Below are 19,442 nucleotides of genomic sequence, written 5' to 3' on the forward strand. Positions count from 1 at the left end.
GGAGGGCTGTGTCAGGCGGCGGGGCTTTCTGCCTTCATCTGCCAACGGCCCGTTTCCTCCGACCAGTACTTCGCGCCGCAGCCCGCCCCGGTCAGGGTCCTCCATTGCACGCGCGCGGCCTGCACCGCGTTTTCGTCATTGCCGTCGAACAGGATGCAGACCCGTTCCAATGCCTGCACCTCCTCCGCCGTGATCTCCGCGCCGTCGATGGTCATCACGCAGGCCGGGTCGTTTGCGGCCGCGCCCGTGGTCAGCAGCACCGGCTGGATCGCGTCATGTTCGCCCCCGGCAAGGCCATGCGGCAGAAAGTCATCCTCCGGCCCGAGCCAGAGCTTGTCGTCCAGCCACTGCAGTCGCGCCGTGTCCCGAGCCCGAACCGCCACCCGCCAACCCGCACCAAGCGCGCGGGTCAGCAGCACCGGAAGGGTCTGTTCCAGCGGCGCCTGCGTGAGGTGATAGAAATAGGCCTCACCCATCCTTGCCCTCGAACCGGTCCCGGACCAACTGGTCCAGCGCCCGGACACCCCAGCCCGTGGCGCCCGCCGGGGCGAAGGTGGTGTCGGCCTTGACGCTGGCCACGCCCGCGATGTCGATGTGGCACCAGGGGGTCTCGTCCTTCACGAAGCGGCGCAGGAATTCGGCCGCGGTGATCGACCCGGCCGGCCGCCCGCCGACGTTGTTGACGTCCGCGATGCGGGATTTCAGCTGTTTCGCGTAATCCTTGCCAAGCGGCATCCGCCAGGCGCCTTCGCCCACGGTCTCGGCCGCCTTCAGCAGGCCGTTGCAGAGCGCATCGTCGGTCGAAAACACCCCGGCATTGTGATGGCCGAGCCCGATGATGATCGCGCCGGTCAGCGTGGCGAGGTCGATCATGCCCGCGGGCTTGAAGCGGTCCTGCGCGTACCACATGACATCGCAGAGCACGAGCCGCCCTTCGGCATCGGTGTTCGTGACCTCGATCGTGTCGCCCTTCAGGGAGGTGATGACATCGCCGGGCCGCATCGCGGTGCCGTCGGGCATGTTTTCCACCAGACCGACCAGTCCGACCACGTTTGCCTTCGCCTTCCTCAAAGCAATCGCACGCATGGCCCCGGCGACGGTACCCGCACCGCCCATGTCCATGGTCATGTCCTCCATCCCGCCCGCCGGTTTGAGGGAGATGCCGCCGGTATCAAACACCACGCCCTTGCCAACCAGAGCCAGAGGCGGTTCATCCCCGCCGCCCTGCCACTGCATGACCACGACCTTGGAGGGGCTGGCAGAGCCCTGCCCCACGGCCAGCAGCGCATTCATGCCGAGGCTGGCGAGGTCGGCTTCTTCAAGCACCGTGACCTCCAGCCCGATGTCGGCCATCTCCGTCAGGCGGCGGGCGAATTCGGTGGTGGTCAGCACGTTGGCCGGGGCGTTGACCAGATCGCGGGTGAAGAAGACGCCCTCGGCCACGGCAATCGCATCGGCGCAGGCGGCCTGTGTGGCGTCCGGGTCGCTGGTGACAACCGTCACCGGCCCCGGGACCTTGGCGTCCGCCGTCTTCTGGTCGCCGTAGTCGTAGGCGCGCAGGACCAGCGCCTCCACCATCTCCGCGACGCTGCGCAGCGTGCCGGTCAGCAGGGTCATCCCGGTGTCGTCAAGCAGCTTGCCAAGTGCGGCTCCGGCGATGCGCGCCTCCTCCGCCCCGGCGCGGCGGTCCAGCTTCACGACCTCCAGCGACTCTGCGGCCAGCCCGGCGGGGAAGGCCAGCGACAGAACCGCGCCCGCCTCGGCCTTCGCGAACCGTTCGCTTTCCGCCAGCCTGGCCAGCGTGCCGCGAGTCAGGCGGTTCACCCGACGCGCCGCCGGACCCAGCTTTCCGTCGCCGGGCACGACCACCGCCAGCCGTCCGGTCATCCCGGCAATGGCGTCGAGGTCGGGGGCGGCAAAGCTCACTCTGGCGGGTCGGGTCACGTCGGTCTCCTTGATTTATTAAGGCGTTTTGCCGGGGCCGGCGGCGCGGATCATCGCCCGCCCCGGGCCTGTCGGAGGAGGCTAGCGCCCTCCCGCCGCTTTGGCCAGATAGCAGTTTTCCCCCCCTCGCAAATCCGCTAGGGTCCGTCCAGCCCGCTGCCGGGCGGTATGACTTCTGGGGGAAGACGTGGCGCGTTTCGACAGATACATCCTGTCGCAATTCCTTGTGCTGTTCGGATTCTTTTCCCTTGTCCTGGTGTCGATCTACTGGATCAACCAGGCGGTCCGGCTGTTCGACGCGCTGATCGGCGACGGTCAGACGGCCTGGGTGTTCCTGGAATTCACCGCGCTGTCCCTGCCGAACGTGATCCGCATCGTGCTGCCGATGGCCTCCTTCGCCGCCGCGGTCTACGTGACCAACCGGCTGTCGAGCGAAAGCGAACTGGTGGTGATGCAGGCGACCGGGTTCTCGCCCTGGCGGCTGGCGCGTCCGGCGCTGTTCTTCGGGCTGGCGGTCGGGATCATGATGTCGATCATCACCCATTTCCTTGTGCCCGCGTCGATGTCGCAGCTGCGGTCCCGCCAGGACGATCTGGAGCGGAACGTGACCGCCCGCCTGCTGACCGAGGGCACCTTCCTGCATCCGGTCGAAGGCGTGACCTTCTACATCCGCAGCATCGACAGCGACGGCACGCTCAACGACGTGTTCCTGTCCGACCGGCGCAACACCGACTCTCCGCAGACCTTCACCGCCGCCCGGGCCTATCTGGTGGCCGATCACAGCGGGGACGATCAGGCCGGGGCGAAGCTGGTGATGGTGGACGGGCTGGCACAGACGCTGCGCACCGACAGCGAACAGCTGTTCACCACGCATTTCCAGGATTTCACCTACGACATCGGGCGGCTGTTCGGGGACACCGGGGCGCGCTTCGTGCACATCCGGTTCCTGTCGACATGGCAGCTGTTCTCCGACCCGGCGGGGGTGCAGGCGCTGACCGGTTCCACCCCCGGCCAGATCCTCGAAGAAGCGCACGGGCGGTTTGCGCAGCCCCTGCTCTGCGTCGCGGCGGCGCTGATCGGGTTTTCGACCCTACTGTCGGGCGGGTTTTCGCGCTTTGGCGTATGGCGGCAGATCGTGCTGGCCATCGTGCTGCTGCTGGTCGTCAAGTCGGTCGAAGGCATCGCCGCCGATCCGGTCCGCCGCGATCCGTCGATGTGGCCGCTGCTCTACACCCCGCCGCTGGTCGGGTTCGCGATCAGCGCGGTGATGCTGTGGCAGGCGACGCGGGCCAACAGGCCGGGGCTGTTCTCGTCGAAATTCGGGGCGAAAGGCGCGGCATGATCCTGAATTTCTACGTCGCGCGCCGCTTCCTGCGGATATTCTTCGGCCTGCTTGTGGTCTTTCTGCTTATGTCGATGCTGATCGACGTGGTGGAGCATCTGCGCAAGCTGTCCTCCGCCTCTGCCGGGTTCCCGCAGGTGCTGCAACTGGTGCTGTTGAACGCGCCCAAGGGGATCTACACGATCCTGCCGCTCATCATGATCCTGTCCACCGTCGCGCTGTTTCTCGGTCTCGCCCGGTCGTCGGAGCTTGTCGTGATGCGGGCAGCGGGGCGGTCGGCCCTGCGCGCCCTGCTGTCGCCGGTGATCGTCGCTTTCCTGATCGGTGTCATCAGCGTGGCGACGGTCAACCCGATCGTCGCGGCGACCTCCAAGCGGTATGCCGTGCTGCTTGAGACCTACAGCAACGGCGGGCTCGACGTGGTGTCGCTGTCGTCCGAGGGGCTCTGGCTGCGTCAGGGCGGGGCCGAGGGGCAGACGGTGATCCGCGCCGCCCGGTCGAACCCGCAGGCGACCGAACTCTACGACGTCACCATGATCGGCTATGCGCCCGACGGCGGGCCGAACCGGCGGATAGAGGCGAAGAACGCGCATCTGACGCCCGGGGCGTGGGAACTGCTTGATGTCCGGATCTGGCCGCTGGACGAAGGCACCAATCCCGAGGCGCGGACCGAACGGCTGGAACGGATCGAGGTGCCCTCCACCCTGACAGAGGCCCGGATCCGCGACACGTTCGGCGAACCTTCCGCCATCCCGGTCTGGGACCTGCCGACCTACATCGGACTGCTGACGGAGGCCGGGTTTTCGGCGCGCCGCCATGCGGTCTGGTTCCAGATGGAGCTGGCGATGCCGGTCTTCCTGGTCGCGATGGTGCTGGTGTCGGCCGCCTTCACCATGCGCCACGTCCGGTTCGGCAAGACCGGGGTGGCGGTGCTGGCGGCGGTGATGACCGGCTTCGCGCTCTACTACATCCGGAATTTCGTGCAGATCCTCGGGGAAAACGGACAGGTGCCGGTCGCGCTCGCAGCCTGGGCGCCGCCCGTGGCCTCCGTCCTGCTGGCGCTTGGCCTGCTGCTGCACATGGAGGACGGATGATGCTGCGCCGTCTTCTGCTGATCCTGCTCCTGCTGCCCGGTCTCGCCCTCGCGCAGGCCGACACGACCGACGACGGCCCCGCGATGCTGGTCGCCGACCGTGTCTGGCTGGAGGGCCGGTCCCGCGTGACCGCCGAGGGTTCGGTCGAGGTGCTGCAGGGCGATGCCCGCCTGCGCGCCGCCCGCGTCAGCTATGACCGCGATACCGACCGGCTGACGGTGACAGGGCCGATCGTGCTGACCCGCGGGGACAACGAACTGGTGCTGGCCGACGCCGCCGCGCTGGACGCGGACCTTCGCAACGGGATGATCCGCGGCGCGCGCATGGTGCTGAACCAGCAGCTGCAGCTGGCCGCTGCCCGGCTGGACCGGGTCGACGCGCGCTATTCGCAGCTGACCCGCGCCACCGTCAGCTCCTGTCAGGTCTGCGGCACGCGTCCCCCGCTCTGGCAGATCAAGGCGCGGCGGGTGATCCACGACCAGGAGGAAAAGCAGCTCTACTTCGACGACGCGCGGATGGAGGTCATGGGCGTGCCGATCTTCTGGCTGCCCCGGATGCGCCTGCCCGATCCCGACCAGACCCGCGTGACAGGCTTCCTGATCCCGTCGATCAAGCGCAACTCCCAGCTCGCGACCGGGCTGAAGGTGCCCTATTTCATCACGCTCGGCGATCATCGCGACGTGTTGCTTACGCCGTATGTCTCGGCGAAGACCCGGACGCTGGAATGGCGCTACCGCCAGGCTTTCGCCAAGGGGCGGATCGAGTTCGCCGGGGCGGTGTCGCGCGACGACCTCAAGCCCTCGCTCACCCGCGCCTATATCGAGGGCAAGGGCCATTTCCAGCTGCCGCGGGATTTCCGGCTGGATTTCACCCTGCAGGCGGTGAACGACCCCGCCTACCTGACCGACTACGACTATTCAGAGGCCGACCGGCTGGAGAGCGAGATCACCGTGTCGCGCATCCGGCGCGACGAATACATCTCGGCCGGGCTGGCCCATTACCGGACGCTGCGGCTCAACGAGGATACGGACACCATCCCCTCGATCATCGCCGATGCCTCCTACGAACGGCGGTTCTTTCCGAAATGGGGCGGAGAGGTGCGGCTGTCGGCAGAGAACCACAGCCACCTGCGCTATTCCGACACTCTGGTCGACGGTACGGATGACGACACCCTGTCCGACGGGCTCGACCTGAGCCGGCTGACGGTCGGGGCGCACTGGATGAACGCCTGGACCCTGCCCGCCGGGATCCGGGCCGAGGGACGGATCGGCGTCGACATCGACAGTTTCCGGACCGTGCAGGACCCGGGTTTCCCGACCTCCGAATCCGGTGCCACGCCCTCGGCCGCGCTGACCCTGCGCTGGCCCTGGGTGCGACACCGCAATGGCGTGAGCGAGGTGGTCGAACCCGTCGCCATGCTCACCTGGAGCGGCGGCAGCCCGCTGAACGTCGCCAATGACGAAAGCACGCGGGTGGAATTCGACGAAGGCAACCTGCTGACCCTGTCCCGCTTCCCGGCCCCGGACCGGCGCGAACGGGGCGGTCAGCTGGCGCTTGGCGTGAACTGGACCCGCATCGACCCCGAGGGCTGGGATGCGCGGCTGACGTTCGGGTCGGTGCTGCGGCGCGCGCCGGATACCAATTTCTCCGCCTCCTCCGGGCTGGGCGGCGATACCTCCGACCTGCTGATCGCCGCGCAGCTGCGCAACCGCGCCGGGCTGACCCTGACCGCGCGCGGACTGTTCGACCACAAGCTGACCGTGAACAAGGCCGAGGCCCGCGCCAGCTGGTCGTCGGACAAGCTGGACCTGTCGGCGGGCTACGTCTGGCTGTCGGCGGACCCGGCGGAATCGCGGCCTGTCTCGGTGTCGGAATGGTCCTTTGAATCGGAGTTCGACATCACCCGGACCCTGCGCGGCCAGCTTGCCGGACGTTACGACATCGCCGCGGACGAGCCGATCTCGGCCGGGTTCGGCGTGATCTATTCCAACGAATGCGTCGATGTGGCTCTTTCGGCCTCGCGCCGCTTCACCTCTTCCACTATCGTCACGCCAGCCACGGACTTCAGCTTCACGATCGGACTGCGCGGCTTCTCCGCCCGGACCTCGGGCGGGACCGTCGCCCGGTCGTGCCGCTAGGACCTGACCTGAACTGCAAACGGACCTGACTATGCCCAACTTCCTCCGCCTCTGCCTGATGACCGCCCTGGTGCTCTTCGGCCTCGTGCCGCCCGCCGTGGCGCAGGGACAGTTCTCCCCGGCGATCAAGGTCAACGAAGAGGTCATCACCCGCTATGAGCTCGACCAGCGGGCGCGCATGCTGCGGCTGTTCCGCGCGCCCGGCGACCCGCGCGAGGAGGCCGAGACGCAGCTGGTCGAGGACCGGCTTCGCCTGCAGGCGGCCAGGCAGCTTGGCATCACGCCGTCCGAGGAAGAGATCGTCGACGGCATGAACGAATTCGCCGGCCGCGCCAACCTGACCGGGGACCAGTTCCTCAAGGCGCTGGCGCAGGGCGGGATCGCGGCTGAAACCTTCCGCGACTTCGTGCGCGCCGGCGTGGCCTGGCGGCAGGTGGTGCGCGCCCGCTTTGCGCCCAAGATCAACATCTCGGAAACGGAAATCGACCGGGCCATCGCCAACGGCGGCGGCGGCGGGCCGAGCCTGCATGTCCAGCTGGGAGAGATCTTCCTGCCGATCTCCGGCGGAGAGGCCGAGGCCCGCGCACTGGCCGACCGCATCCGCAGCGGCGGCGCAGGCGGCTTTGCCGCCGCCGCCCGTCAGTACTCCGCCGCGCCGACCGCGCAGGACGGCGGCATGGTCAACTGGGTGCCCGCCTCCACCCTCGCCCCCGAGGTCCGCGAGGCGCTGCAGGGCCTGCGCCCCGGCCAGATCAGCCAGCCGGTGCGCATCAACAACCAGATCGCCATCTTCCTGCTGCGCGCGCTCGACCAGCGCGACACCTCCTCCTCTGCCGGGACCGCCATCGAATACGCGGCCTATTACATGGCGGGCGGACGCAGCGAACAGACCCTGGCACAGGCGGCGAAGATCAAGGCGCGGGTGAACACCTGCGATGACCTCTACGGCGTGGCCAAGGGCCAGCCGGCCGAGGTGCTGGAGCGTGGCGTGAAATCCGCCGGCGAGATCCCTGCCGACATCGCTGCCGAACTGACCCGGCTCGACCCCGGCGAGGTCTCCACCAACCTGACGCGGGCCAACGGGCAGACGCTGGTGTTCCTGATGCTCTGCGACCGGTCTGCCGACCTGTCGGGCGCGGTGTCCCGCGAGGGCGTGGCGCTGAACATCCAGAACCGCCGGCTCGGGGCCTATGCGGACGGCTATCTCGAACAGCTGAAGTCCGAGGCGCGGATCGTCCGGTACTGAGCCATGGCCGCCATCGACGGCCTTCCCCCCCTGCGCGAGGTCATCGCGACGCATGGGCTTGCCGCGAAGAAGTCGCTTGGCCAGAACTTCCTGCTGGACCTCAACCTGACCGCCAAGATCGCGCGTCAGGCGGGCGACCTGACGGCCTGCGACGTGCTGGAAATCGGGCCCGGTCCCGGCGGCCTGACCCGCGGCCTGCTGGCCGAGGGCGCGCGCCGGGTGCTTGCGATCGAGAAGGACAGCCGCTGCCTGCCCCCGCTGGAGGAGGTCGCTGCCGCCTATCCCGGCCGGCTGGAGGTCATCAACGGCGACGCGCTCCTGGTCGATCCACTGTCGCACCTGACCCCGCCGATCCGGGTGGCCGCCAATCTGCCCTACAACGTGGGGACGGAACTGCTGGTACGCTGGCTCACCCCGCCCGAATGGCCGCCCTTCTGGCAGTCGCTGACGCTCATGTTCCAGCGCGAGGTGGCCGAACGCATCGTGGCCACGCCCGGCTCCAAGGCCTACGGACGGCTGGCCCTGCTGGCCTCGTGGCGGGCGGAGGCGCGCATCGTCCTGTCCCTCCCGCCCGAGGCGTTCACCCCGCCGCCCAAGGTTTCCTCCGCCGTCGTGCATCTGACCGCGCTGCCCGAGCCGCGCTATCCGGCGGACCCTAAGGTGCTGGAGCGGGTGGTGGCGATGGCGTTCAACCAGCGCCGGAAGATGCTGCGCGCGGCGCTGAAGGGGCTGGGCCCGGATATCGGGGACCGGCTGATCGCCGCCGGGATCAAGCCGACGGACCGGGCGGAGACGGTCAGCCTTGAACAGTTCTGCGCGCTGGCGCGGGCGGTGGCAGGCTGATCGCGCCTTGCGGCACGATGCCTCCGGCGGGGATATTTTCTGGCAAGATGAAGACAGGATTTCGCCTTGCGTGAAATATCCCGGGGTCCGGGGCAGCGCCCCGGTCAGCGTTTGGTCAGGCGCAGGTGGATGCCGTTTTCTGATCGGACGGTCAGATGCGCCACGGGCACGGGCGGTTCGCCCACAGGTTCGATGCGGAAGTGGCGCAGGATCAACGACAGGATCAACGGGCCTTCGACCATGGCGAAGCCCGCGCCGGTACAGACCCGCGCGCCCGCTGAAAACGGAATGAAGGCGTCGCGCATGCAGGTGCGGCCGTTCTCCGTGGTCCACCGGGCCGGGTCGAAGCCGTCGGGATTGTCCCAGAGCCGTTCATGGCGGTGCAGGTGCCAGGGGCTCACGACCACCTGCGCGCCCGGCTTGACCGCGCGGTCGCGGAACTGTTCCGGGCAGGTGGTTTCGCGCACCATCATCGGCACCGGCGGGTAAAGGCGCAGCGTCTCGCGGAAAACATCGCGGGACAGTCTGAGCTGCGCCATGACCGGGAAATCCCTGCTGTCGTCGAGGGCACGGGCTTCTTCCGCCAGTCTCTCCTGCCAGTCGGGGTGCGTCGCCATCAGGTAGAGCGCCCAGGCCAGGGCGGAGGCGGAGGTTTCGTGACCGGCAAGAAAGAAGATCGCGACCTGATCGACCATCTCTTCGGTGGTGAAACGGTCGCCGGTCTGCGGATCGACGGTGGTCATGATCTTGGTGGCGAGGTCGTCGGGCGCGGTTCCGGCGGCGATGTCCTTCTGGCGGGCGTCGGTCAGGCGGGTGATGAGCGCGCGGATGTCGCGTGCGGCGGCGCGCGTCGCGCGGGAATGGCCGCGGGGGACCCATTTCGGCAGAGGGATGAAGGCGGCGATGTTCAGGATCGGCGAGGAGCGCTGGTAGTCGCGGAACCGGGTGAAGACCTGCGCGGCAAGCTCGTGGTCGATCGGGATGGAGAACAGGGTGCGGAAGATCACGTCGGCGGCGGCGTGAGAGGTCTCTGCCTCGATCTCTACAGTCCTGTCAGTCATTTCTGACAACCGGGAAACGCTGGCCTCCGCCGCGGCCACCATGGCGGGGAAGGTGTCCTTCAGGCGGCCGCCTTCGAAAGCCGGGTCGATGATGCGGCGCTGGCGTTTCCAGGTCTCTCCGTTGGTGAGGAAGACAGAGTTTCCGAGCAGCGGGCGCAGGCCCTCGGACACCCTGTCGGACTTGGGGAAATCGTCGGGACGGTCCCTGAGGACGGTCTTCACCAGTTCGGGCTGGTTCACGAGGTAGGAGCGGAAGAAGGGCGTCCGGAATTCGGCCATCCAGGCGCGATAAAGCCGGGCGGGCTGGGCCGACAGGATGTCCTGCCGGAACAGGCGGACGTAGCGCCAGAGAGACACGCGGTCGGGGCGTGACGGGGGTTTGGGCGGGGTCATGCGACGCTCCGGTAACGGTTCACCGGGGTTTCGATGCGGGACTTTGACGGCGGGCGATCATGGTAGCGGGCTGACAGCGTAAGCGGCCCGGCCGTGATGCGGAAGTAGTCGTAGTGATCCGGGCGATCGAAGGCGCAGAGGTACTGGAAATGCAGGCGGAAGAAGCGCCAGCGGAGCTCTTTCCAGCGTTCGGGCGACAGGGTCTGGGTGAAGGCGGCGGACAGGACGAGCGGCCAGCGTCTGGATTCGGGGGCGACGCCGGTGACGCTGACGGGATCGCAGAGCGCAAAGGCGCAGCCGTCTCCGGGCGCTGTGACATCGACCCAGGTGATGTCCTGCGTCGAAAGGAAAGCGAGGTCGGCACGCAGGCGCTGTGCCTTCGGCAGGAAGGACACCATGGGCACGACCTGCCCGAGGGAAAGGAAGGAGAGCGTCGCACCGGCCGGCACGCGGCCCGCACGGATGAGGTCGGACAGGATCGAGACCGCAAGGTGCGCGCCGGAGGAGTGGCCGACGACGAGGACCTCGTCGGCGCTCGTCTCCAGCGCGTCGGCTATGGTGTCGGCGAAGGTGGAGATACGTTGCTCCAACGCTTGAGGATTGGCTCCCATGTATCTGGCAGAGAAGGAATAGTCGTGCATGAGGTAGTAGGCAAAGAACTTGCCGTCCTTCTTGCGGAACCAGGTCAGCAGCCACCAGACGACCGCCCCGCCCTTGAGGATCGAGAGGATCAGGATTGGTATGGACAGTGGTGTTTCCGCATGTGCGGGCCAGATCAGATGCTCGAGCCAGCCGCCAAACCAATCCACGATGACCGCCGCCAGCAGGCCCGCGGCGAGGGCGATGACAAGTTGTACCAGCAGGAAGACGATCGGGTAGAGCGCGGCGATCACCGGGCCCTTGCGCAGGCGCATCAGGCGGAACAGTGCTCCGGTGAAGATGTAGACTGACGCTGTACGTATGAGCGAAACGTAGGTGGCGAGGATCGTGCCGTCCATGCTGTCGCGCACGATGTCGGACCAGTAGAGCACCTCGATATCCGTTTCGACCGTCTCACCCTCCTGAGTGGACGTCACGTGCCAGCCGTATGGGCCTTTGGTGGCCTTCGGCTTCAGGGCAATATCGTAGCCGGATATGCGCGCCTGCTCCGCCGCTTCCTTGCGGTAGAGTTCGCGGTAGCGCCGCGGGTGGATCGGGTCGTAGCCGGGGATGTAGAAGACCCGGCGTGTCTGGACTGTCTGCGGGCTGCTCATGTCTGCCTCATTCTTTTTTGAGGCGTTGTATACCATGTTCGGGGCGAAAGTGTGAACGCAGCGTACGGTGCCCCCTGTGTCCGCCCTCAGCCCAGTGTGGCAAGGCCGGGGAAGGTTTCCAACAGCCAGAAGGACATGGCCGAAAAGCCCCCCGTCAGCATCAGCAGGCCGATGGTCCAGAGCAGCAGGCCCATGATACGCTCGATCCGTTCCATGTTGCGCTTCATCCAGTTCATCGTTCCGGTGAGGCGCGGGAGGAAGGCGGCGACCAGCAGGAATGGGATGCCCAGCCCCGCCGCGTAGACCGCCAGCAGGGCGGTTCCGCGCGCGACCGAGGCCTCCGATGCCGCGAGGGAGAGGATCGCACCAAGCTGCGGACCGATGCAGGGGGTCCAGCCGAAGGCAAAGGCGAGGCCGAGGACATAGGCCCCGAAGGCGGAGCCGCCGCGGTCGCCCGCGTCAAGCCGCGCTTCGCGATCGAGGAAGCCAATGCGGTAGATCCCGAGGAAATGCGCGCCGAACACCATGACGAGGACACCGGCACCGGTGTTGAACCAGCCCTGGTAGCGCAGGAACATAGTCCCGACGACGGAGGCCGCGAAGCCGAGCAGCAGGAACACGGTGGAGAGGCCAAGCACGAACATCAGCGCGGCAGAGAGCGCCCGCCCCCGTCGCTGCCCCTGCCCGAGGTCGCCGAGGGTCACGCCGGACATATAGGCGATATAAGGCGGTACGATCGGCAGGACGCAGGGGCTGAGGAAGGAGATCCCCCCCGCCAGCAGCGCCACGATCATGGCGGGCAGAAGCCCCGCGTCGAAGATGTCGATCCCGAACATGGGCAAGGATTAGCGCAGGTTAGCGGGTTCGTCACGCGGGGCGATGTCGCGGGGCGGTCACAAGGGTGTTGATGGGGTGAAACATGGATGGAGCGGCTGGTCGGGCAGAGATTGCGTCGTCTTGGCCGGGGGAGTATTGGCGCGGGCATGACCGTTGATATCGACGCCCTCGGGCTTCTGTGCCCCCTGCCCGTTCTGAAGCTGCGCAAGCGGCTGGAGGGGGTGCCCGTCGGGGCGGAGGTGAGCATTCTGACGGACGATCCGGTCGCGGTGATCGACATCCCTGTTTTCTGCCGCGACGGCGGGCACGAGGTCGTGGACAGCCGGGAGGACGCTGGCGGTCTGGTGTTCCGGGTGCGGAAGGGTTCGGCGCAGGGCTGAGGCTGGGTTTGTCGGGCGCTGCGGCCCCCTCACCCCGGCCCTCTCCCTCGTGGGGGAGAGGGAGTCGCTGCCGTACGGGGTTGGGTGGTGGTAGCAGGGCGGTTTGGGCGGGGCACTGTCACCTGGGTCTGTGACTGCCGTCATTCCCGGGGCCGCGCGTTGCAAAGGCTCGTTTCTGGCCAACCCGTCCTTTCATATCATCGCACTCCGCGGGGTGGTACCTCATCCACCCTTCCCGATTTTATCCTCTGGTCTGACCGGAGACTCCTGTGCCGCCCTGCGCCACGTCGTCGCCAACGGCATTCTGAGGCCGATCATCCCCCTCCCGGCGTCATCCTCGGGTTCGACCCGAGGGTCACCTGCCACCCTGCGCCGCCTGATCGTCAAACACGCCCATGGTTCTCCGCCCTCCCGTATCACATGGTCCTCCTGCCTGCCCGGTCGGTCCCATGATGAAGCGCGCATGAGGGCAGCTCCTCGGGTCGTGCCCGAGGATGACGGGTCTTTGAGGTGGAAGCGGCTGCATGGCGGCCGGCGCCGACGATTGCGCGAAACAAAAACGGCGACCGCGGGGGCCGCCGTTTCCGTTCAATCATATCGCCTCAGCCCTTGCCGAGGGACCACCAGCCGCGGCGTTTGGGCTTGTCGTCCTCCGGGGCGGCTTCGGCCTCGGCGGGTTCAAGCTCCGGTTCCTTGGCGGGCTCGGGGGCTGGCTCCGGGGCTGGCTGGGTTTCTGCAGCCGGCTCGGGCGCCGCTTCCGCGACCGGTTCGGGCGTGGGCTCGGGCGTCGGTTCCGGCGCGGGTGCAGGTTCGGCTGCGGCCTCGGGCTCTGCGGGCTGCTCCGGTTCTGCCGCCTTCTTGGCGCGCGAACGGGTGCGCTTGGGTTTGGGCTTGGGGGCCTCTTCCTCTGCCGAGGCCTCGGCTTCGGTTGGTGCCGCTTCCTCCGCCGGGGCTTCGGGCTCGGCAGGAGCAGCGTCCGCGGTCTCCGCCGACTCCTCGGCGGGCGTGTCGGACTTCTTGCGGCTGCGCGAACGGGAGCGGGAGCGGCGCTTGGGCTTTTCGCCCTCGCCTTCCCCTTCGGCTTCAGGTTCGTCCGTGTCAGCAGCCGCATCCCCGGTCGACTCGGCTGGGCTGTCGCCCTCACCCTCGGACTCGCCTTCGGAGCCGCTGTTCACCTGGTCGTCGCCGGAGCCGTTGCCGGACCCGCCGCGCCGACGCCGCCGGCGACGGCGACGCTTCTTGGGCTTCTGATCGTCGCCTTCGGAGCTTTCGCCCTGAGTTTCGGAGGTCTGATCCTCTTCTTCCTCGATCTCCTCCTCGACCACGTCGTCGTCGGTCTGGTCCATCAGCATGGCATCGGCCGAAACCACGGCAGAAGGCTCGGGAACCACGCGGGTGGCGGTCTTGAACTTTTCAAGCGTGAAATCGGGGCTGACCAGGTGCGGGTCGCCCTCGATACGGACGGAAAGGCCGTAGCGCGCCTCTACCGCGGCAACGTGTTCGCGCTTCTGGTTCATCAGGTAGTTGGCGATGCCGACCGGGCATTTCACCAGCACCTCGCGCGAGCGGCGGCGGGTGCCCTCTTCCTCGATCTGGCGCAGGATGTTCAGCGCCATGGAGTCGTCGGACCGGATGAGGCCGGTGCCGTGGCAGGACGGGCACGGCTGCGTGGTCGCTTCGAGCATCCCCGGACGGAGGCGCTGGCGCGACATTTCCAGCAGGCCGAAGCCCGAGATGCGGCCGACCTGAATGCGTGCGCGGTCGGTCTTGAGCTTGTCCTTCAGCTTCTTCTCGACGGCGAGGTTGTTCTTGCGCTCGTCCATGTCGATGAAGTCGATGACGATCAGCCCGGCAAGGTCGCGCAGGCGAAGCTGACGGGCGACTTCTTCGGCCGCTTCGAGGTTGGTCTTGGTCGCCGTATCCTCGATCGAGCCTTCCTTGGTGGCGCGGCCGGAGTTCACGTCGATGGCCACCAGCGCCTCGGTCACGCCGATGACGATGTAGCCGCCGGATTTCAGCTGCACGACGGGATTGAACATGGCGCCGAGGTAGCTTTCGACCTGGTAGCGGGCGAAAAGCGGCATCTGTTCGTTGTAGTATTTCACGTTCTTGGCGTGGGACGGCATGATCATCTTCATGAAGTCCTTGGCGTTGCGGTAGCCGCGTTCGCCTTCCACCAGAACCTCGTCGATGTCGCGCGAGTAAAGATCGCGGATGGACCGCTTGATGAGGTCGCCTTCCTCGTAGATCTTGGCGGGCGCGATCGACTTGAGCGTCAGTTCGCGGATCTGTTCCCACATGCGCTGGAGATATTCGTAGTCGCGCTTGATCTCGGTCTTGGTGCGCTTGGCCCCGGCGGTGCGCACGATCAGGCCCGCGCCCTTGGGCACGTCGATTTCCGACGCGGTTTCCTTGAGCTTCTTGCGGTCGACGGCGTTGGTGATCTTGCGGGAGATGCCGCCGCCACGCGCGGTGTTGGGCATCAGCACGCAATAACGACCGGCGAGCGAGAGATAGGTGGTGAGGGCGGCGCCCTTGTTGCCACGTTCCTCTTTCACGACCTGCACCAGCATGATCTGGCGGACCTTCACGACCTCCTGGATCTTGTAGCGGCGCGGGCGCGGCTTGCGGACCGGGCGGAGGTCTTCGTGATCGTCCTCTTCGGCGACGGATTCGATCTCGTCGTCGAGAGCGGCGGCGTCGCGCACCGTATCCTCGGCAGCGTGGTCGTGGTCGTGGTGGTGGTGATCGTCGTCCTCCGGTTCTTCGACCGGGGTTTCGGCGACCGTTTCCATCGGGGACAGGCCTTCGCCCTCTTCCGGCTCCTCGCCGTCGAGGTCGATGGTTTCCATGCCGGAGATGTCCTCGCCCGTGGCGACGGCATCGTCGGAGGAGACCTTTTCCGCCTTTGCCGGCCGGCGGCGACGGGATTTCGGTTTTTCGTCGGCTTCTTCGCGCGCCTTCATCGCCTCGGCATAGGCGCGCTCTTCCTCCATCAGGGCCTCACGGTCCGCGACGGGGATCTGATAGTAATCCGGGTGGATTTCCGAGAAGGCGAGGAAGCCGTGGCGGTTGCCGCCGTAGTCCACAAAGGCTGCCTGGAGCGAGGGTTCGACCCGCGTGACCTTGGCGAGGTATATGTTGCCGGCTAGCTGGCGTTTGTTTTCCGATTCAAAGTCGAATTCCTCGACCTTGTTTCCGTCCACCACCACGACGCGGGTCTCTTCCGCGTGGGTGGCATCGATGAGCATTTTCTTGGCCATTGTATCCAATTGCGCGCGGATCCCTCCCTTGGTCCTGGCGGACCCGAGGCGAAATCGGCGTGTCTGATTAGGGCGATGGTACGGGCGTGACGCGGCAAAGCTGCGAGGCGGCGCGGCTGCGCCCTGCCCCTGCCTGCTGTCATGTCGTCGCGCCTCATCGCGGTTCTTCTCCGGCGGTTTGCTGCCAGTGGCAGGTCCCGCCCGTTCGGTGCCTGGTCAGCTTGTCGGGCCGCCCGGCGTTTGGATGACCCCTTGCGGGATCCATTCGGTCTGTCCAGTCATCCGGGGCCGGTCTTTCGGACGGTCCCTGCAATATCCGGAGCAGAGAAACTTACGTGCGCCGACGCCTGTTCGCGTCACGCCATTTGTCCACAATAGGGGTGCGGGTGGTGAAAAGACAATGGAGAAAATGGTCGCGGCGGTTTCGCATCGGAAAATTGCCTGCGGAACGGACGCCGCGACCACTGTGATCCCGTAGGTCGATCCGGTCAGTTGATATAGTCGGAGCGCTGAAGCCCGTACTTCGCCATCTTCTCGTTCAGGGTGCGGCGCGGCAGGCAGAGCTCATCCATGACGGATGAGATGGAGCCCTTGTGGCGGCGCATCGTGTTGTCGATGAGCATGCGCTCGAACGCCTCCACGTATTCCTTGAGCGGCTTGCCCTCGGTCGTCACGACGGACTGCATGTCATCGTGTTCGGTCATCAGCAGCGAGGCGATGGTGCCAGACCCGCGGCGTGACTGGAGCACTGCGCGTTCGGCGACGTTGATCAGCTGACGGACGTTGCCCGGCCAGGGCGCCTGGAGCAGCTGCGCGGCCTCCTGCGCGGCGACCTTGGGGGCGTCGCAGCCGTATTCCTCGGAGAACTGTTCGGTGAAGGTGGTGAACAGGGTCAGCACGTCCTCTCCGCGCTGGCGCAGCGGCGGGACGGTGATGCGGAGCGCGGCGAGGCGGTAGAACAGGTCGGAGCGCAGCGCGTCCTCGCAGGTGCGGTCGGCCTCCTGCATGTTGGAGATCGCGACGATCCGCGTTTCGCCGGGCGTGCCCTGTTCGTTGATCATGTTCAGCAGCTTGCCCTGCAGAGTGTCGCTCAGCGCCTCAACGTCTTCCAGCACCAGCGTTCCGCCGCGCGCCTCTTCCACGGCGGGCAGCTGGCTGTCTTCGGGGTTCATCGGGCCGAACAGGCGCTTGGCCAGCGCATCGCTGTCCATCGCGGCGCAGGAGACCAGCACGAATTTCTTTCCGGCGCGGGCGCCGACGGCGTGCAGGGCATGGGCGACCAGCGTCTTGCCGGTGCCGGTTTCGCCGTCGATCAGGACGTGACCGTCGGCCTGGCCGAGGTCGAGGATGTCCTCGCGCAGCCGTTCCATCGCCGGAGAGGTGCCGATGAGCTTCTTCATCAGCTGACCGCCGTCCGACAGTTCGCGCCGCAGTTGGCGGTTGTCCATCACCAGACGGCGGGCATTGGCGGCCTTCTTGGCCAGCTGGTTCATGCGGTCCGGGTCGAAGGGTTTTTCAAGAAAGTCGAAAGCGCCGATGCGCATCGCCTCGACCGCCATGGGCACGTCGCCGTGGCCGGTGATCATGATGACCGGCAGGGCGGAGTCCGATCCCATGAGCTTCCTCAGGAACTGCATCCCGTCCATGCCGGGCATGCGGATGTCGGAAATCACGATGCCCGGATAGTCGGGACCAAGGGATTTCAGCGCGTCCTCCGCGCTCGGGAAGGTTTCGGTGTCATAGCCCGACAGGGCGAGCCACTGGCTGATCGACTGACGCATGTCCTGTTCGTCGTCGACAATCGCGATCTTCATGGCCTTTTGCATTTACGGTTCTCCGGTCAATCACTCGGCTGCTTCGATCTCTGCCTGTTCGTTCAAGATAGGCAGCTGTATCTCGAAAACAGCCCCACCCGTCTCTGCGTTCCGTGCGGTCAGACGTCCGCCGAGGTCGTTCACGATACCCGAGGAGATGGCAAGACCAAGGCCGACCCCGTCTCCGGGCTGCTTGGTGGTGTAGAAAGGTTCGAAAAGATCGTCGAGATTCTCGATCCCCGTACCATTATCGCGCACCGTGATCGTGGCGGTTTCCCCGGCCGACAGGATAACGTCGACAGAGGGGTTGGCGACGGTAGAGGTTGCGTCCAGCGCGTTCCGCAGCAGGTTGATGAGCACCTGTTCCAGACGCACCCGGTCGGCCATGACGCGCACGGGACGGTCGGGGATGGCGCGGGTGATGCGGATCTGGCGCTGACGCAGCTGCGGCTCCATCATGGACAGGGCGGAATTGAGCGCATCGCCAACGTTTACAGGGGCGAACTGCTCTCCTCCCTTGCGCGCATAGCTCTTCAGCTGGCGGGTGATGGAGCCCATGCGGTTGATGAGATCGTCGATCCGCTGGAAGGACGACAGCGCCTCATCCGGGCGGTTCCGGCGCAGCAGCAGGGCGGCCCCGGCGAGGTAGGTCTTCATCGCGGCGAGCGGCTGGTTGAGCTCGTGACTGACAGCGGCGGACATCTCACCCAGTGCGGCCAGCTTGGAAGACTGTGCGAGGGTCTGTTCGGCCACGGCGAGCGACTTCTGCATCCGCTCCCGCTCGGCGATCTCCCGCTGCAGGCGTTCGTTCAATGCGCGGAGTTCCGCCGACTCCATCTGGAAGAGCGCCATGCGCAGCGCGTTCTTGCGGCTGAGGGCGTAGAAGGCCAGCGCCATGAGGATGGCGAACCCCATGATTTCGAGCGCGAGCACGCCGTTCACCTTCTCCCTGACAGAGGCATAGGTGGTGAAGGATGCGATCTGCCAGCCCCGGAACGGCAGGCGTGAGGCGACGCGCATCACGGCCTCGCCCTTCACGTAGGCGTCGGCGGGCAGCGCGGACCAGTCGGCGGTGGCCTGAATGGCGCGCTGGATCGCCGTTTCGGGCGGTTCGCGCTTCAGCGCCACGCCCTCGGTCAGGCCGCGCCAGCGCGGTTCGGTGGCGAGGATGATCTCTCCGGTGCTGTCGGTGACCAGCACGGCGTCGGAAATCCCGGCCCAGGCCCGTTCGAACTTCTGCAGGTCGACCTCGACCACGATCACGCCAGCGGTGGTGCCGCTGCTTTCCATCCGGCGGGAATAGGTGAACCGGTAGCCGACCCCTTCGCGCGCGGCGACGGTGAAGACGGTGCCGGTCGAGGCCAGCGCATCGACGAAATGCTGCAGGCCGGAGTGCATTTCCCCAAGCCGGTTGCGGTCGGTCGCGGCCACGGTGCGCCCGTCCTTGTCCAGCAGCATCAGTGAGGCCGCGCCGATTTCGTCGACGAAGGAGATCAGGCGCTGCGTGGACTGGGAATAGTCGGCGGAGTTCAGCGCCCCGATCAGCGTCGGGTCGCGCGCCAGCAGCTGCGGCACGATGGAATTGCGCCGCAGTTCGCTGACCAGGTTGCCGCCGTAGAGTGCGAGGCGCAGTTCGGCGCGGTTGCGGGTGTTCTGGGTGAAACGGTCTGTCAGCGCGGAGTTGGTGATCCAGATCGTCGCCAGCGCGATCAGGAAAAACACGCCAAGCGCCACCCGGCTGCGCCAGCTGAACGTCGGCCCGCCGATCCGGCGTGCCGGCAGGGGCTGGGGAGGCATGGTGGTTTCCTGCATACCGTAATCTAGGTCAGCGGGC

14 protein-coding genes are annotated in these 19,442 nt (G+C 66.8%); 6 read left to right on the forward strand and 8 right to left on the reverse strand.

The genetic code is table 11. The annotated features are described in order from the left end of the window. Positions 1 to 11: 11 nt before the first annotated feature. On the reverse strand, positions 12 to 476 hold the full coding sequence (locus IEV87_RS06300; protein ID WP_188476803.1) for a DNA polymerase III subunit chi: 465 nt from the start codon (positions 474 to 476) through the stop codon (positions 12 to 14). Next, positions 469 to 1,944: a leucyl aminopeptidase gene (locus IEV87_RS06305; protein WP_188476804.1), complete on the reverse strand. Its 1,476-nt coding sequence runs from the start codon at positions 1,942 to 1,944 to the stop codon at positions 469 to 471. The genes IEV87_RS06300 and IEV87_RS06305 overlap by 8 nt, the downstream gene beginning before the upstream one ends. Before the next feature lie 187 nt (positions 1,945 to 2,131). Here IEV87_RS06305 and lptF point away from each other — a divergent pair, with 187 nt between their 5' ends. The 5 genes from lptF to rsmA are packed head-to-tail and all read left to right on the forward strand — an operon-like array spanning position 2,132 to position 8,607. Next, positions 2,132 to 3,286: an LPS export ABC transporter permease LptF gene (gene lptF, locus IEV87_RS06310; protein WP_188476805.1), complete on the forward strand. Its 1,155-nt coding sequence runs from the start codon at positions 2,132 to 2,134 to the stop codon at positions 3,284 to 3,286. Then, positions 3,283 to 4,380 carry an LPS export ABC transporter permease LptG gene (gene lptG, locus IEV87_RS06315; protein WP_188476806.1) on the forward strand — a complete coding sequence of 366 codons (1,098 nt, stop codon included), beginning with the start codon at positions 3,283 to 3,285 and terminating at the stop codon, positions 4,378 to 4,380. Before lptF ends, lptG begins: the two co-directional genes overlap by 4 nt. Beyond that, positions 4,380 to 6,518 carry an LPS-assembly protein LptD gene (locus IEV87_RS06320; RefSeq protein ID WP_188476807.1) on the forward strand — a complete coding sequence of 713 codons (2,139 nt, stop codon included), beginning with the start codon at positions 4,380 to 4,382 and terminating at the stop codon, positions 6,516 to 6,518. Before lptG ends, IEV87_RS06320 begins: the two co-directional genes overlap by 1 nt. A gap of 31 nt (positions 6,519 to 6,549) precedes the next feature. Further along, positions 6,550 to 7,764: a peptidylprolyl isomerase gene (locus IEV87_RS06325; RefSeq protein ID WP_188476808.1), complete on the forward strand. Its 1,215-nt coding sequence runs from the start codon at positions 6,550 to 6,552 to the stop codon at positions 7,762 to 7,764. A 3-nt stretch (positions 7,765 to 7,767) separates the two neighbouring features. Continuing rightward, complete coding sequence (gene rsmA, locus IEV87_RS06330) at positions 7,768 to 8,607, forward strand: 16S rRNA (adenine(1518)-N(6)/adenine(1519)-N(6))-dimethyltransferase RsmA (RefSeq protein WP_188476809.1); 840 nt, start codon at positions 7,768 to 7,770, stop codon at positions 8,605 to 8,607. Between the two features lie 104 nt (positions 8,608 to 8,711). Here the strand turns inward: rsmA and IEV87_RS06335 are convergent, their stop codons facing one another. From IEV87_RS06335 to IEV87_RS06345, 3 genes are all read right to left on the reverse strand, one after another. Then, positions 8,712 to 10,061, reverse strand: coding sequence for a cytochrome P450 (locus IEV87_RS06335; protein WP_188476810.1), 1,350 nt, complete (start codon positions 10,059 to 10,061; stop codon positions 8,712 to 8,714). Beyond that, positions 10,058 to 11,314, reverse strand: coding sequence for a hypothetical protein (locus tag IEV87_RS06340; RefSeq protein ID WP_188476811.1), 1,257 nt, complete (start codon positions 11,312 to 11,314; stop codon positions 10,058 to 10,060). Before IEV87_RS06340 ends, IEV87_RS06335 begins: the two co-directional genes overlap by 4 nt. 86 nt (positions 11,315 to 11,400) lie before the next feature. Further along, positions 11,401 to 12,150: a cytochrome c biogenesis CcdA family protein gene (locus IEV87_RS06345; protein WP_188476812.1), complete on the reverse strand. Its 750-nt coding sequence runs from the start codon at positions 12,148 to 12,150 to the stop codon at positions 11,401 to 11,403. A gap of 147 nt (positions 12,151 to 12,297) precedes the next feature. On the opposite strand from IEV87_RS06345, the gene IEV87_RS06350 reads away from it, so the two are divergent. After that, complete coding sequence (locus IEV87_RS06350) at positions 12,298 to 12,531, forward strand: sulfurtransferase TusA family protein (protein WP_188476813.1); 234 nt, start codon at positions 12,298 to 12,300, stop codon at positions 12,529 to 12,531. Between the two features lie 602 nt (positions 12,532 to 13,133). Here IEV87_RS06350 and IEV87_RS06355 read toward each other — a convergent pair. The 3 genes from IEV87_RS06355 to IEV87_RS06365 form a co-directional block, all read right to left on the reverse strand. Next, the gene (locus IEV87_RS06355) at positions 13,134 to 15,794 is read right to left on the reverse strand and encodes an Rne/Rng family ribonuclease (RefSeq protein WP_188476814.1); all 2,661 of its coding nucleotides are present in this window, start codon (positions 15,792 to 15,794) and stop codon (positions 13,134 to 13,136) included. Between the two features lie 488 nt (positions 15,795 to 16,282). Beyond that, positions 16,283 to 17,620: a sigma-54-dependent transcriptional regulator gene (locus IEV87_RS06360; protein WP_188476815.1), complete on the reverse strand. Its 1,338-nt coding sequence runs from the start codon at positions 17,618 to 17,620 to the stop codon at positions 16,283 to 16,285. An 18-nt stretch (positions 17,621 to 17,638) separates the two neighbouring features. Next, positions 17,639 to 19,405 carry a sensor histidine kinase gene (locus IEV87_RS06365; RefSeq protein WP_188476816.1) on the reverse strand — a complete coding sequence of 589 codons (1,767 nt, stop codon included), beginning with the start codon at positions 19,403 to 19,405 and terminating at the stop codon, positions 17,639 to 17,641. Between the last annotated feature and the right edge of the window lie 37 nt (positions 19,406 to 19,442).

Origin of the sequence: Primorskyibacter flagellatus (genome assembly GCF_014638275.1) — a bacterium.
GTDB classification, from domain to species: domain Bacteria; phylum Pseudomonadota; class Alphaproteobacteria; order Rhodobacterales; family Rhodobacteraceae; genus Pseudooceanicola; species Pseudooceanicola flagellatus_A.